General features: G+C 66.6%; 10 protein-coding genes and 1 pseudogene (1 of these 11 only partly in view). 2 read left to right on the top strand and 9 right to left on the bottom strand.

Annotation, left to right across the window (positions count from 1 at the left end):
• Positions 1 to 242, top strand: a pseudogene (locus tag H5T65_04755) (aminopeptidase P family protein); it begins 882 nt to the left of the window's first position.
• 79 nt (positions 243 to 321) lie between these two features.
• On the opposite strand, the gene H5T65_04750 reads toward H5T65_04755, so the two are convergent.
• From H5T65_04750 to H5T65_04710, 9 genes are all read right to left on the bottom strand, one after another.
• Positions 322 to 1,419, bottom strand: coding sequence for a fructose 1,6-bisphosphatase (locus H5T65_04750; GenBank protein MBC7258533.1), 1,098 nt, complete (start codon positions 1,417 to 1,419; stop codon positions 322 to 324).
• A gap of 48 nt (positions 1,420 to 1,467) precedes the next feature.
• Positions 1,468 to 2,064, bottom strand: a complete 597-nt coding sequence (locus tag H5T65_04745; GenBank protein MBC7258532.1) for a VTT domain-containing protein — start codon at positions 2,062 to 2,064, stop codon at positions 1,468 to 1,470.
• A gap of 3 nt (positions 2,065 to 2,067) precedes the next feature.
• Positions 2,068 to 2,550: a peptidylprolyl isomerase gene (locus tag H5T65_04740; GenBank protein ID MBC7258531.1), complete on the bottom strand. Its 483-nt coding sequence runs from the start codon at positions 2,548 to 2,550 to the stop codon at positions 2,068 to 2,070.
• Between the two features lie 229 nt (positions 2,551 to 2,779).
• Positions 2,780 to 4,153: a nucleotide sugar dehydrogenase gene (locus tag H5T65_04735; protein MBC7258530.1), complete on the bottom strand. Its 1,374-nt coding sequence runs from the start codon at positions 4,151 to 4,153 to the stop codon at positions 2,780 to 2,782.
• Positions 4,154 to 4,181: 28 nt separating this feature from the next.
• Entirely contained in the window at positions 4,182 to 5,195 is a 1,014-nt protein-coding gene (locus H5T65_04730; protein ID MBC7258529.1) for an undecaprenyl/decaprenyl-phosphate alpha-N-acetylglucosaminyl 1-phosphate transferase, read from the bottom strand.
• A 24-nt stretch (positions 5,196 to 5,219) separates the two neighbouring features.
• Complete coding sequence (locus tag H5T65_04725; protein MBC7258528.1) at positions 5,220 to 8,537, bottom strand: tetratricopeptide repeat protein; 3,318 nt, start codon at positions 8,535 to 8,537, stop codon at positions 5,220 to 5,222.
• A 94-nt stretch (positions 8,538 to 8,631) separates the two neighbouring features.
• Positions 8,632 to 9,603, bottom strand: a complete 972-nt coding sequence (locus tag H5T65_04720; protein ID MBC7258527.1) for an SDR family NAD(P)-dependent oxidoreductase — start codon at positions 9,601 to 9,603, stop codon at positions 8,632 to 8,634.
• 166 nt (positions 9,604 to 9,769) lie between these two features.
• Positions 9,770 to 10,288 carry a hypothetical protein gene (locus H5T65_04715; protein ID MBC7258526.1) on the bottom strand — a complete coding sequence of 173 codons (519 nt, stop codon included), beginning with the start codon at positions 10,286 to 10,288 and terminating at the stop codon, positions 9,770 to 9,772.
• A gap of 102 nt (positions 10,289 to 10,390) precedes the next feature.
• Positions 10,391 to 12,184, bottom strand: a complete 1,794-nt coding sequence (locus tag H5T65_04710) for a hypothetical protein (GenBank protein ID MBC7258525.1) — start codon at positions 12,182 to 12,184, stop codon at positions 10,391 to 10,393.
• A gap of 192 nt (positions 12,185 to 12,376) precedes the next feature.
• Between H5T65_04710 and H5T65_04705 the strand changes: the two genes are divergently transcribed.
• A complete protein-coding gene (locus tag H5T65_04705; GenBank protein MBC7258524.1) occupies positions 12,377 to 13,486 on the top strand; it encodes an aminotransferase class I/II-fold pyridoxal phosphate-dependent enzyme in 1,110 nt (369 codons plus the stop codon).
• Positions 13,487 to 13,794 lie beyond the last annotated feature (308 nt).

Genomic DNA, 13,794 nt, shown 5'->3' with positions numbered 1-13,794 from the left:
CGGGCTACGGCGAATACTTCACCCACCGCACCGGCCACGGCATCGGGCTGGAGGTGCACGAGCCGCCCTACATCGTGGAAGGCAACGCGCTCCCCCTAGAGCCGGGGATGACGTTCACGGTGGAGCCGGGCATCTACCTTCCCGGGCGGGGCGGCGTGCGCATAGAGGACGATGTTGCCATCACCGCCGACGGGGCCGAAGTGCTGACCTCGTTCCCGCGGGAATTGATGGCGTTGTGGTAGGGGCGACCTGCGGGTCGCCCCTCCGCCGGTCGCCCCGCCCCCACGCATGCCCCGCACAGCCTTAGCGCTCCCAGCGCCCCTACTTCACGTCCACCCACCTGCCCTGCAATTTCTCCAGCACCTGGGGCAGGGTCGTGTACTCCATCTCGTCCATAGGCAGGCGGTGCGGCTCAAACGGGCCATGCCGCCGCAGGTGGTCCATGAGGGCGTTGCACTGCTGCCGCGCCTGGTCAAATCCGGGGTCGTCAAACAGGTCGCGCGGCCCCACCAGTTGCCCGTCGGCGATCTGGAACCCCAGAGCCACGACCCGCGGCGGGCCGTCAAAGCGGCTGGTCTGCGCGTAACGCAGCGGCACCGGCATCAGCGGCGCGAAGAAACTCCCCCGCATGCACCCCTCCACCACATGCGGCATGGTGAAGGGTTCCAGAATCTCGCCGATGGCCGGGAACTGATTCTGGCTGCGCACGATGCACACCGGATCGTCCTTGCCTACGTACTTGCCCGCGATGAGGCTGAGCCGTTCGGTGGACGATGCCGCCGCAATCTCGCCCTTCTTAGTGTACACCGCCTTCACCACATACCGAGCCGTGGCCCCGATGAGGGCCAGCAGGTCGTAGACCTCGGCCGGGCAACTGAACACGATGGCCTTGGCGCTTTTCACGTCGTAAACCTCAATGTTGAACCCGTCGTGGAGCGAAGGCGAGATGACCAGCCCCGCCGTGTTGAACGGATCCACAAACATCCGATACAGCGGCATGTTCCAGGCCCCGGCGGCGGTCTTGTCGGCCATGAAGATGACAATCGGCTCCGATGGGCGCTCCACGAAAGTCATCTCGGCGACGCCAGGCCCCATCCCGCGCACGTTGCCCGAGAACGCATCGGCCAGCAGATCCTGTCCGGCGCCGTACAGGTGGAGCGCGCGCGCCACTTCGGTGCACGCCTCAAACGTGTTCCACGCCAACTGATGGATGGTCTCGCTATCGTTGCCGAGCCTGTGCGTCATGATGAGGTTCAAATCGTCGCCGCAGTAGGACACGTGGAAGTCCACAAGCGTACCCCGCGACTTGGCTTCTTGCAGGGCCTCCTGGGCTCTCTGGATGAGGGCCGGATGGCTCGCAGAATGCCCTACGTACCCCCCGATGTCGGCCTTGATGACGCTGATGGTCAGTTCCTTCATAGTCGCCTCCTTGCTGTTGTATTTTTCCACAAGAGGCGGTGCCGGCCTCTAGTGGAGGAATCGCTCTATGAACGTAACCGACTGTGCGCCTGCCAGCGCGATCAACGTGGTCTTCATCGTCTTGCCCGCCCAGCAGAAGAGCAGAAACTTCCAGACCGGGTACTTGAGCGCCCCGGCGGCCATGCCGGCCAGGTCAAAGAAGGGGTTGGGGATGAAGGAAAGCGTGAGGACGGTCAGCGCGCCGTTTCTGCGCATCCATGCCGTGATCTGTTCGTAGCGGGCGCGGTTCTCAATCAGGGCGCGCCCGCTGAACCCGGCCAGGTAGCCGGTCAACTCGCCGAGCGCCTCGCCGACCCCCGCCACCAACCCCACCAGGACCGGCTTCAGCACCGCCCCCATGGCGAACACCACAGCCAAACTCGGCGCCGGCAGGATCACCGTCGCGTTGCCCGCCAGGCTCACGAGGAACACGCCCGGATAGCCATACGCGGCGAACTGCTGTAGGCGGTCGCGGAAGTACACGATGAGGCCCGTAACCCCCAGGACGATGAGCAGCACGACGATGCGGAGCACCGTCATGCGGGCACGTTGGGCGCGTTCCTGTGCCACGGTTTCGGCCCGTGCTTCCGCCCGTGCTTCCGCCATCCCCTACTTCTCCTCTATCACCACCGTCAGAAGGCGGTCTCCGCTGAACGTCGGGTTGGTGCGCGGATCCCTGGGCGTCAGCGCCTGGAGCACATCCATGCCCGACACCACCTTGCCGAACACGGCATGATGCCCGTCCAAGTGGGGCTGGGGCGCGTAGGTGATGAAGAACTGGCTGCCGTTGGTGTTGGGGCCCGCGTTGGCCATGGACAGGATGCCCTCGGAATCATGCTTGAGGTCGGGGTGGAACTCGTCGGCGAACTGGTATCCAGGCCCACCCGAGCCGGTGCCGGTGGGGTCGCCGCCCTGCGCCATAAACCCGGGGATGACGCGGTGGAACGTAGTGTTGTCGTAGAACCCCTGCCGCGCCAGGAACACGAAGTTGTTCACCGTCTTGGGCGCCTTGTCGGCAAACAGTTGGATACGGATGTCGCCCTTCTCGGTCTTCAGGATGGCGAAGTACTGCTTGGTGGGGTCAATGGTCATCGGGGGCGGGGAACTCCACTGCTTCGGTTTCGTCATATTCGCATTTGTCCTTTCCATCGCCGCCCAGGTTACGGCGATCAGCACGACGGCCAGCAGGGCACCCAGCCCGCCGACCAGCGCGCGGTTCCTGCGGGCCCAGTCGGAGATTCGCGCCCAGCGAGAGGGTTTCGGTGCCGGACGGCGAGCACTCCTCGGCTGCCTGGGTTTGCCGCGTCCCTTTTTCGCCTTCTTAGCCATGCGCCCTCCCAATGCCTGGTGCGCCGATGCGCCACACGTTGCCTGCGTCCGCCCCAACGCCCCGCGTCGCGTTGACGGCGTCCACGACCAGCGGAGCCTCCGCCACAATCCAGGCGAAGTCATACGCGCTGTGGGCGGCCAGGATCACGGCGCAATCGGTTTCTTGCAGCGTCTCCCGCGTCAGCGGTGTGGATTCCATGACGACCCTCGTGGGATAGAACACGTCCCCGCCCACCGAGAAACGCGGGATGTATGGATCATTGTACTCTAGGTTCGCGCCTTTCGCCAACAGGAGTTCGGCGATGCGCTCCGCGGGCGAGTTGCGGGCATCGTCCACGTCCTTCTTGAAGGCCACGCCCAGGAGGAGAATCCGCGCGCCGCGCATCGTCTTGCCCTGGGCGTTCAGCGCCTCGGCAATGCGTTCCACTACATGGTAGGGCATCTCCTGGTTGACCTCGGCAGCCAGTTCAATGAATTTTGTGTGAAAATCGTACTCCCGCGCCTTCCAGAGGAGATAGTAGGGATCCACCGGAATGCAATGCCCGCCGACGCCAGGCCCAGGGTAGAACGGCATGAACCCGAAGGGCTTGGTGGACGCCGCCTCTATCACCTCCCACACGTCAATCCCCATCCGCTCGCACAGCAGGGCTATCTCGTTGACCAGGGCGATGTTGACGCTGCGGAAGATGTTCTCCAGAAGTTTCGTCATCTCGGCGGCCCTGGGCGATGAAACCACGTGCACCGAGGGATGGAGTTGCGCCAGGACGAGGGCCGCCAACTCCGCGCACCGCGGGGTCAGCCCGCCCACCACCTTCGGCGTGCTCCGCACGGTGTGCTGGCGGTCGCCTGGATTGATGCGCTCGGGCGAGAAGGCCAGGTGGAAATCCACCCCCGCCTCCAGCCCCGACGTCTCCAGAATCGGCAGCACCTCGTCTTCCGTCGTGCCAGGGTAGGTGGTGCTCTGCAACACGACCAGGCGGCCAGGGCGCAGGTGCGCCGCGATGCCCCGCGCCGCGCTCAGGACGAAGGACAGGTCGGGCGAGCGCGTGGCCGTGAAGGGCGTGGGCACGCAGATGAAGATGACGTCGGCGTCGTCCAGCGCGGCGTAGTCCCAGGTGGCGCGCAGGCGGCCGCTCTGCACCACGGCGCGCAGGTCGGCCTCGGCCACGTCGGCGATGTAACTCTCGCCCCGCGCCAGCGCCCCCACGCGGGCCGAGTCGGTGTCCAGCCCCGTTACGGCAAACCCCACGCGGGCCAGTTCCACCGCCAGCGGCAGCCCCACGTAGCCCAGACCGATGACGCAGACCCGCGCCTCGCGATTGGCAATTTTGCGTTCCAGCGAATCGTTCAACGGGTCATCTCCCAGATAGCGGTCAGCCGTTAGCCGTTACCCGTTACCCGTCAGCGGTGCGGGCGCGGCCCTTGAACTCGTAGCGCCACAGCGCGTACAACGCCGCCAGCGCCACCGCGCCGCCAACGGCGTACCCCTCGGGAATACTGGCCTGGGTTACGAACACCGCCAACATCCCAAGTCCGCACCCCACCAGGTACAGCGTGAGCACCGCCTCGCGCGGCGTTAGCCCCCGCGCCACCAGCCGATGCGAGATGTGATCCTTGCCAGGCGTGGTCAGCGGGTTCACGCCCCGCCGAAGCCGCGACACGATCACCAGCGCCGTGTCAAAGATGGGCAGCCCCAGCACCAGCACGGGCACCATCCACGTAACGATGACGTAGTTCTGGGGAAAGCGCAGTTTGATGCCCAGCGCGGCCAGCAGGAACCCGATGAACAGCGCGCCGCTATCGCCCATGAAGATGCTGGCGGGGTTGTAGTTGTACACCAGGAACCCCAGGCTCGCCCCCAGCAGCGCCGCCGCCAGCGCGCCCACCAGGTACTGCCCGCTCATCGCCGCCAGCAGCAAGAAGTACGCCGACGCCACCGCCGCGATGCCGCCGCTCAACCCATCCATGTTGTCCAGCAGGTTCATGGCGTTGGTGATGTACACCACCCAGAAGACCGTAACCCCCACGTTCAACCATGCGTAGGGGAACAGGCCGATGCGCACGCCCGAAAACGCCAGAATCAGCGCCGCGCCGATTTGCCCCAACAGTTTCCACATCGGCCCCACGCCCCATCGGTCATCCCACAGCCCTAGGAACGAGACCAGCGTGGCCCCGATGAAGATGCTCACGACCTGCGCGATGGGGAACCACTGGCCGAAGGCCACCAGCGCCGCCATGAATGCTAGGTAGATGGCCACGCCGCCCAGGCGTGGCATGGGCACTCGGTGCACCTTGCGCGGGCTGGGCTGATCCACCGCGCCCACCCGCAGGGCCAACCGCTTCGCCAGCGGCGTCGCCCCTACCGCCAGCAACAGCGCGGATAGGAAGATGAGCATGTAGACTAGCATCGTGCGCGCTCCTGCGAACTCGCCCTACTTCTGCGTCGCCAGCGCCTCCAACTGCGCCACGAACTGCTCCAGTTGGGCCTTGTCCTGTTCGGGCGCCACCTCCAGCGCCAGCCTGGCATAGGCCAGCGCCTGCCCCACATCCCCAGCCTTGTTGTACAGCACCGCCAGGTTGCGGATCGTGATGTAATCTCGCGGGGCCAGTTCCAGCACGCGCAGGTTCTGAGCGATGGCCTCGGTGATCTTGCCCTGCTGGTCAAGGACGTATCCCAACATGCTGATGGATTCCACCGCGTTGGGGTTCAGTTCCACGGCCTTGCGATACATCTCTTCGGCCCTGGCCCAGTCGCCCTCTTGCGTGTACAACTGCCCAAGCAGCAGGTAGGTCTGATCGTACTCCGCATCCAGCGACAGCGACTTCTCCAGTTTCGCCCTCGCGTTCTCGTAGTCGCCCATGAGGTAGTACGTCAGCGCCCACTCGTTGTACAGGTGCGCCTTGTTGGGGCTGAGTTGCGTGGCCTGGGCGTAGTAGTCGGACGCCAGTTGGAGTTTCTCGCGCTTCTCGGTCGGGTCGCTGGCCTGTTCCGCCCACGTGCGGTAGAAGCGGCCCATGTTGGCCGTATGGTCCACGTTCAGCGGGTAGATGGAGCGGGCCTTCTCCACCGTGGCGATGCCCTCGTTGAGCAGGACCTGCTTCTTCTGGGGCGTCTGGGCCAACGGCACCATCTGCTGATATACCCGCGCCTCGGCCAGGTAGTAGAAGTCCTCGGACGGGGCATACCGAATGGCGCTCTTGTACAGCCCAAGCACGCGATCCAGGACCTGGAGCCGCTGCTCCGTATTGAGTTGGGGAGCGTTCTTCAGGTAGTCCTGTTCCAGCAGGTACCCTTGCTGGTACAGGATGTCGGCCTTGACCAGGACCCCGTTGCCCTGCCAGATGATGAGGCCCGCGACGACGGCCAGGACAACGTAGGCCCAGGAGACCTCGGCGCGCAGGTACCGCCGCGGCGACGGGCCTGGGCGGTACAGGGCCGCCCCCAGCGCAAAGACGAGCGCGAAGAAGAGGACGTACCACCGCGCGATGATTCCGCTCACATCCTTGCCGACCCGCAGCAAGTCGGCTTTGGCCCAGGCCACGGCCAGCGGAATCAACACCACCGCGGCCAGGAAAACCGCCGCCGCTCCCAGCACCCACCCCCCGCTCGGCGGGTCATCGTCGGCGTCGTAGGCGCGGTGGAACGTTACGGCGGCTCCCGTGAGCACCGTCAGCGCGAACAGCATGGCCATCCCCCACGACCCGCGCGGCTCCGCCGTCAGCAAGCCCACCTTGGCGATGGAATTCCACAGGATGTCGGGGATGCTCGCCGCCCTGGCCTGATTGGACGTGAAATCAAAGGCCACTACGGCCACGATGAGCACCACGATGAGCGTGTAGGTGAGAAACTCGCGCCACCGCCGCCCTTCCGCCCGCTGGAGGGGCGCTCGGGGCGCTGCCGCCTGCACGCGCTTCTTGCGTTTGTGCTTGCGGGCCGCGTCTTGTCGGACGGGGGCCGCGGGCCTGGGGACCTCCACGGGCGCGGCCTCGCCGATGCGCCCCGACCCGACCAGGGCGAACAGCGCCGCCAACGCCCAGAAGTATGTGCCCGTGGCAGCGATGACGAAGCCGAAGTGAATCTCTATGAAGTGCCCCAGGATGGCCGCCATGAGCGCGGCGATGAGCAGCCTGTCCTCGCCAGGCAGCGCATCCGCCTCGCCGGCGGTCGGGTTCACGGCGGCGACGATGAGGTACAGCACCAGGCCAGCGATGAACCCCGCAGGCAGGCTCACGCCGACGAAGGCGTATCCGCCCGTGATCACCCTTGCCAACAGCGCGCCGATCACCGCGCCGCCCACGATGAACCCCACGAACTGGTTGCGCTCCCTGTCGGAGCGGATCAGCCCCAGCCACCGCAGGCCGTAGTAGAACACGCTGGAGAACAGGAACATGTACGCCAGGAAGCCCAGGATACCCGTGGAGGCCAGGGCATCAAAGGTCTGGTTGTGCGAACGGTCGGGCGTGCGGTTGCGGGCCTCGTAGTGCGCCAAATCGGGCGGGTAGAACGGCTCGTAGGTAACGTACATGGACTCGGGGCCGTAGCCGACCAGAGCGCGCAGCGGGCTGGCCGCGATCATCTTCACCGCGCCCTCCCAGATGAGCACGCGCACCTTGCCCGTGCCGCTCTCGGTCTCAAAGACCTGGCCCAGGCGGCCGATGTAGGGCGTCTCGCGCAGCGATTCCAGCGGCGTGTGCGGCAGGTTGAACACGACCAGGAACGCCGCCACCAGCAGCGTCTGGACAATCCAGGAAATCCACAGCCACCGCCACCCCTTGCGCGACAGGACGAGAATCACGTAGGACAGGATGACCACCGCTCCCAGCAGCGCCACGCCCACCAGCGGCGACTTGAGGCGGGCGATGCACACCCACGCCAGGACGCCGCCCAGCGCGAGGGTGCCAGCCCCCACGCCCAGCCCCCGCGCCAGGTCGCCCGCCGCCATGCGTCGCTCGCCCCCCGCGCGCTGCCGCAACGAGACCAGCAGGATCAGGACGAAGGCGTACAGCCCGCCGAGCAGCCCAAGCCAGGGGCCGCGGCTCTGGGTGAAGAAGATGGCCACGAGTTGAATCGCCATGATGAACAGGTACACGCCGCCCAGGATCGCGTCGCGTAGGGAGCCTTGCTCCTTGGACGACGCCAGCCGCCCGAATATGGGCAGCGCCCTGTACAGGGTAACGAAGAAGGCCATGAGGAGATAGGCGGCGATGAAGATGGCGTTGCCCATGGTGGAGGCCACGCGCTCGGCGGTTTCCCCCGCCCAGGGCAGCGGGTCCAGCCGATAGTGCTGCAAGATTCCGTACAGGCTCGCAGGCACGCTGCTCAGGATGACGGCCTGGACGGCGCGCTCCAGTTGGTCGCGGGTGCGCATCCGCTCCAGCATCAGGAAGAAGATGACGATGTAGGAGAAGGTGGACGAGACGCCCTGTAGCCGCACGTAGGACCCCTTCCAACTGATGGCGGGTGTGCGCGAGAAGGCCAGCGCGATGAGGTAGGTCGCGATCATCAGCAGGGTCGGCAGGACGAGGGGGGTGGCACGCACGCGCTCCCACAGGGATGGCCGCGCCTCCGCCTTGCTCACGACCCACGCGGCGATCATCACGATCACGATGGAACGCAGCAGGGTAAGTTTGTCAGGCTCAAACACGCGGCTGGAGTAGATGTTGAAGAACAGCGGCACCGCGATGAGCGCTGCCAGCCAGCCCGCCTCAATGATCTTGTCGCAGTATCGGCCCAGTTTCGTCTCGGTCAACGCTATGCTCTCCTCGTAAGGCGTCTTTCTGCATGGGCATTTGGCTGTCAGCCATTGGCCCCAGGCTCTGCATCTGCGCCGTCTAGAGCTTTTGTCAGCGGTGAATTCGCTCCGCGAACCAACGGATCGTTTGCCTCAACCCGTCTTCCAGCGACACGGCAGGCTCAAACTCCAGCAGCCGCCGCGCCTTGTCAATGGCGGGGCGGCGGCGCGTGGCTTCCTCAAAACCGTCGCCGAAGACTTTCTCGTAAGGCACGCGCACGATGGGCGACGCGCTGCCCGTGAGGGCGAGCACGATCTCTGCCAGGTTCTGGATCGTTACCTCACGATCGCTCCCGATGTTGAACGCCTGGCCGAGGGCTTCGGTGCGGGTCGCCGCGCGCACGGTTCCCTCCACCGTGTCGGCGACGTAGGTGAAGCAGCGGGTCTGTTGCCCATCGCCGTACACGGTGAGCGGCTCGCCCTTCAGGGCTTGCGAGACAAAGCGGGCCACCACGCTCCCGTAGCCCCGACCGTCCATGCGCGGGCCGTAGGAATTGAAATACCGAACGACCGAGACCTCCAGCCCGCGGGCGGCGTAGGCGAAGCACAGGTGCTCGTCCAGCGCCTTGGAGACGGCATAGGCCCATCGGGGAACCCACGTGGCCCCCAGAACGCGATCATCCTCCTCGCGAAACGGGATGCGGTTGCTCTTGCCGTACACTTCGGACGACGACGCGAACAGGACGCGGCGCTTGTGGGCGAAAGCCGCCGCGAGCACCGACTCGGTTCCCCCGACGTTGACCTGGATGCACCGCAGCGGATCGGCGACGACATGGGCCACCCCCACCACCGCGGCCAGGTGGAACACCAGGTCGCTCCGCTCCACGAGGCGGGCCACCAGCGCCGCATCCCGCACGTCGCCCTGGACCCACGAAAAGCGCGGGTTGTCGCGCAGGTGGGCCACGTTGTCAAGCCGCCCCGTGCTCAAATCGTCCAGCGCGATGACAGAGTGCCCGTCGGCCAGAAGGCGGTCGGCCAGGTGGGATCCGATGTAGCCCGCTCCGCCCGTGATCAGCATGTTCATGGCCTCATCTTATCCCACAGTCGCCGAAAAATCAAACCCACCCCCTCGGCCACGCCTTGCCTTTTGCGCGGGAACGGGATTCCACACAAAGACACGAAGACACAAGGGGGAGTTGCTTTGCGTCTTTGTGCCTTTGTCTGAGAAATGGTGGTCCGCCGTCGGCCCGCTAGACAGGCCGGTCCTCTATCGGCCCCAGGCGGAGCGCGAACCCGACGCCGCCGCAGCCGTGCACCGGCGTGGACGGCTTGCGGGCAATCAGCGTGCGGCGGGTGCGCGCCTCACGGATGAGGACTTCGCGGGGCGCGTCGGCATAGCGCCAGTGGCAGATGTACACCTCGGACGCCAGATCAAGCCCCACCAGGCGGCGCAGGTTCACGCAGTTCCAGCAGGTGTGGGCAAGAGGCTTGCCCTGATGGCTGAGGCCGGCACGGCGGCATGCGGCGCGGAAGCCCGCGTTGTTCATGGCGCGGCCGGGGCCGGGTGGCCGTCGCTGGACATGCCGATCCAGGATGCACCGCTGGGCTGTGCAGCGGCTGCAGAACAGTTGGGCGCGCGTCTGGCCCGGCGGCACGGGGCGCAGGGCAGCGGTAGCCGTTTCGCGACACGGATAGTCTATGGGCGCATAGTTGGAGCCCGTTTTCCAGTAGATGCCGGGCCGTTGCCGGCCAGAACGAGAGCGGTTCACAGGCCCTCCCCAAAGACGCGGGGGCTGTCGCGCTGTTTAGAACGTTTGTTCTATTGTACAGGAGAACGCAGATTTTGACAAGGGAGAAATGGGCGAGGAAGTTTAAATTTGGGAGCGAACCTGCCGCAACCAAACCGACGTGAAGACCAGCGTCCAGGCGAACTTGCGCGCGTCGGCCGCGAGGGTTCGCCCGCTTTCCAGCCGAGCCAGCATCTCGGCCACCGTGCGCGGGCGGCAGAATCCCAGCAGCGGGTTGTCAGGGGCCAGCACCACGTCGTGGATGAGGGCGCGCATGGCGGGGTGGGCGTAGATTTCCGCCTGGGGCGCCAGGAACGACCCGCCTGCCGGCACTAGTTCGGGCGGCAGGCTGCGGGCCAGCAGGTTGCGGAGCAATCCCTTGGGCACGCCGTGCGGCCGCTTCTCGTCCCACGTCAGGGCGAACCCGCGCTGCATCATGAGCGGCTCCATGAACGGGGCCACCGACTCCACGCCCGCGGCCATCTGCGGCCCCAGCACGATGGCCGAGAATTCCCGCGATGTGAAGTACATCTGGTGGATGACACTCGTCAGCAGGTCGTAGTCGCGGCCCGCCGACAAGGGTTCCACGTACTCGCGGACCGTCGCGTCCAGTCGGCGGCGAACCCCCGGCGACAAGGTGTACGCGATGCCGTCCATGGGGTGCTCAGTCATCATGGCGTGGACGATGGGAGCGTAGGCGCTGCGCCGAAGCGCGGAGAACAGGCGCTCCAGGCCCGACTCGCGCCGCCACAGCCCCAGCGCCCCGTAGGGCCACGCGAGGACGCGGCGCGCGAACGTCGGCATCCAACCCAGCGGTCGCCAAAGGCGCCGGATGTGGAGCCGCTGGCCGAACAGCGCCCCCGCGCCCACGCCGTGCAGCGTGGTGCGAGACGCGCCGGCCAGCGACACAGCCGCGTGGGCCAGGGCATTTCCGGGAATCAGCGCCGTGTCGGAGAACGGGAACGGATAGTCGCGCCCCAGCCGCCCCATCACGGCGGGAATCTCCGCCGAATTCCACGACATTTGCTCCAGGCGCAGACCCAAGTATCGTGCGATGCGCCCGGATAGGCGCGCCTTCTCGTCATCCGCGCCGAAGGCGTAGTTGAGTAAGATGGCATCGTTGCGACCGAGGGCCGTCAGCCGCGCCGCGATGAGCGCCGAATCCACCCCGCCGCTGAAATAGACGACAGGCGATGGCGGCACGCGGCGCAGGATGTCGTCCAGCGTCTCGCGGATGTAGGCTTCGGGATCGGCAGCGCCGGCCTCGCGGTGCGACGGGTCGCCCAGGACGGCGAACCGCGTCAGCGCAGGCTCGACAGCGGGCGCGATGCGCGCGAGGTGACCAACCGGCACGCGCCGCACGTTGCGAAACAGGGTCAGCGGCGCGGGGGTCAGCCCGTAGCGCAACAGGCCCAGCACACCCGCCTCGTCTAGGTCGCTGCTCGCCAGGCGCGCCATGAGGCGCAGGTCGTTGCTCAATGCGCACCCGCCGCCCACGCGGGCGAAGTACAGTTGCTCCACCGCGGCGGGCGGCACGGCGGCCACGGCCTCGCCTGCCGCAGGCACAACGCCGATGCGGATGGCGGCGGGCAGACGCATGTCGCCCAGCAGGCGCACCATGTCGCCCGGCGTGCGGGCCTCGGGTGCGGGGGCCATGCTTCCCGATGCGGAAAGGATCACCGGAGTGTCATCCGCCGACCGATTGGGCTCGCCGTCCGGCGCCGACGCAGGCCCAAGCCAGGTGAAGTGGAAGGCGCGCCCGTCGGCCAGGGGGATCGCGCCTGCGCGGACGGCCAGGCCCAGCCAGCGGGCGTGTCGCGCCACGGCCTCGCGCCAGGCGGTCGCGGAGCCTTCTGCAAGGTAGGCGGCAAAGATCATGCGGGCTTGTCCTCCACCCGCGATTATATTTCGCGGGGCGGCGTAGGGCAACTTGGCACGATGCAGGCCCTCATGCCGGACGGGTGCGCGCGGATTCGGGGCTAGCATCGGCACGCGATCGCCTTCTGCGAGCCGCATCGTGTTGACAGTGCCGCCCGCCTTTGGTACCATCGCCGCGCCAGGAGGTGTCCTATGAAATACCGTCGCATGCCCATAGAGATTGAGTCGCCGGAGCAACTGGGCTACGCCAACATCCGCTGCAACCTGACCGAGAGTTCCGTGTCGGATTTGCGCCTGGCCGACCTGGGGGTGGACCTGGGCGACCTGACGCTGGCGTACACGGACCACCGAGGGCGGCGCGACCTGCGGGAACTCATCGCCGCGGAGGGGCGCGACCTGACCGCGGACGATGTTCTGGTTACCTCTGGGGCCGCCGCCGCGCTGTTCATCGTGGCCACGTCGCTGCTGACCCCGTCGGACCGCGTCGTGGTGATGCACCCGAACTACGCGACGAACGTGGAGACGCCGCGCGCCATCGGGTGCTCTGTCGCGCTGTTGCGCCTGGAGTTTGAGCAGGGGTTCCGCTTTGACATGGCAGCCTTGGGCGCGTTGCTGGACCGCGACATGCGCCTCATCAGCCTGACGACGCCCCACAACCCCACCGGCGCGGCCATGACGGAAGCAGACCTGCGCGCCGCCGCAGCGCTGGCCGAACAGAGCGGCGCGTATCTGCTGGTGGATGAGACCTATCGGCAAATGCATTTCGGCGAGCCGACGCTGGTGGCCGCGTCCATCAGCCCGCGCTGCATCAGCGTGTCGTCGCTGTCCAAAGCCTACGGCCTGCCCGGCATCCGCATCGGCTGGATCATCACCCGCGACCCCCAATTGCAAGAGACGTTCCTGGCCGCCAAGGAGCAGATCGTGATCTGCAATTCGGCGGTGGACGAGGCCATCGCCGCGCACGTGCTGGCCCACAAGGAGCAGATTTTGGCCCCGATTCGTGCGCGCAGCCGCCAGGCGTTTGCGGAAGTCAAACAGTGGATGGCGACGCAGCGCGACCTGGAGTGGGTGGAGCCGTCCGGAGGGGTCGTGTGTTTCCCGCGCATTCGGGCCGACAGCGGGGTGGACGTGGACGGGTTCTACCGCATCCTGAATCAGAAGTACGGGACTTTCGTAGGGCCTGGGCACTGGTTTGAGATGGATCGGCGCTACATGCGCATCGGCTACGGGTGGCCGAGGCCCGACGAGTTGACCGAGGGGCTGCGCAACATCGGCCGCGCCCTGGACGAGGCCCGACGCTAGGGCACGCGGGATTTCGCCGCCGAGACCACCGAGGGCGCGAATAGTCATGGATTTGTCCGTGCGTCAGCCCGACGCTGAAGCATCGGGCTGAACGGGCAAAGCCCTGCGGGCTGGGGTAGCCCCGAAGGGGGCTTGGTTCATTCAGCGCGGGGGTTCAGCCCCGCGCGGGCACCAGGGGACGCGCTTTCGCGGCTTTCGCGCCCTTTCGTGTCCTTCGCGATCCAAACACCCCTCACCCTGGCCCTCTCCCAGCGGGAGAGGGGACGGTGGCGCCCGACGCTGAAGCATCGGCCCCACCCGCCAAAGCC

The organism is Chloroflexota bacterium (assembly GCA_014360805.1).
Classification (GTDB): domain Bacteria; phylum Chloroflexota; class Anaerolineae; order DTLA01; family DTLA01; genus DTLA01.
Note: the sequence above shows the minus strand (reverse complement) of the source record. Positions and strands in the feature narration are given on the sequence as shown.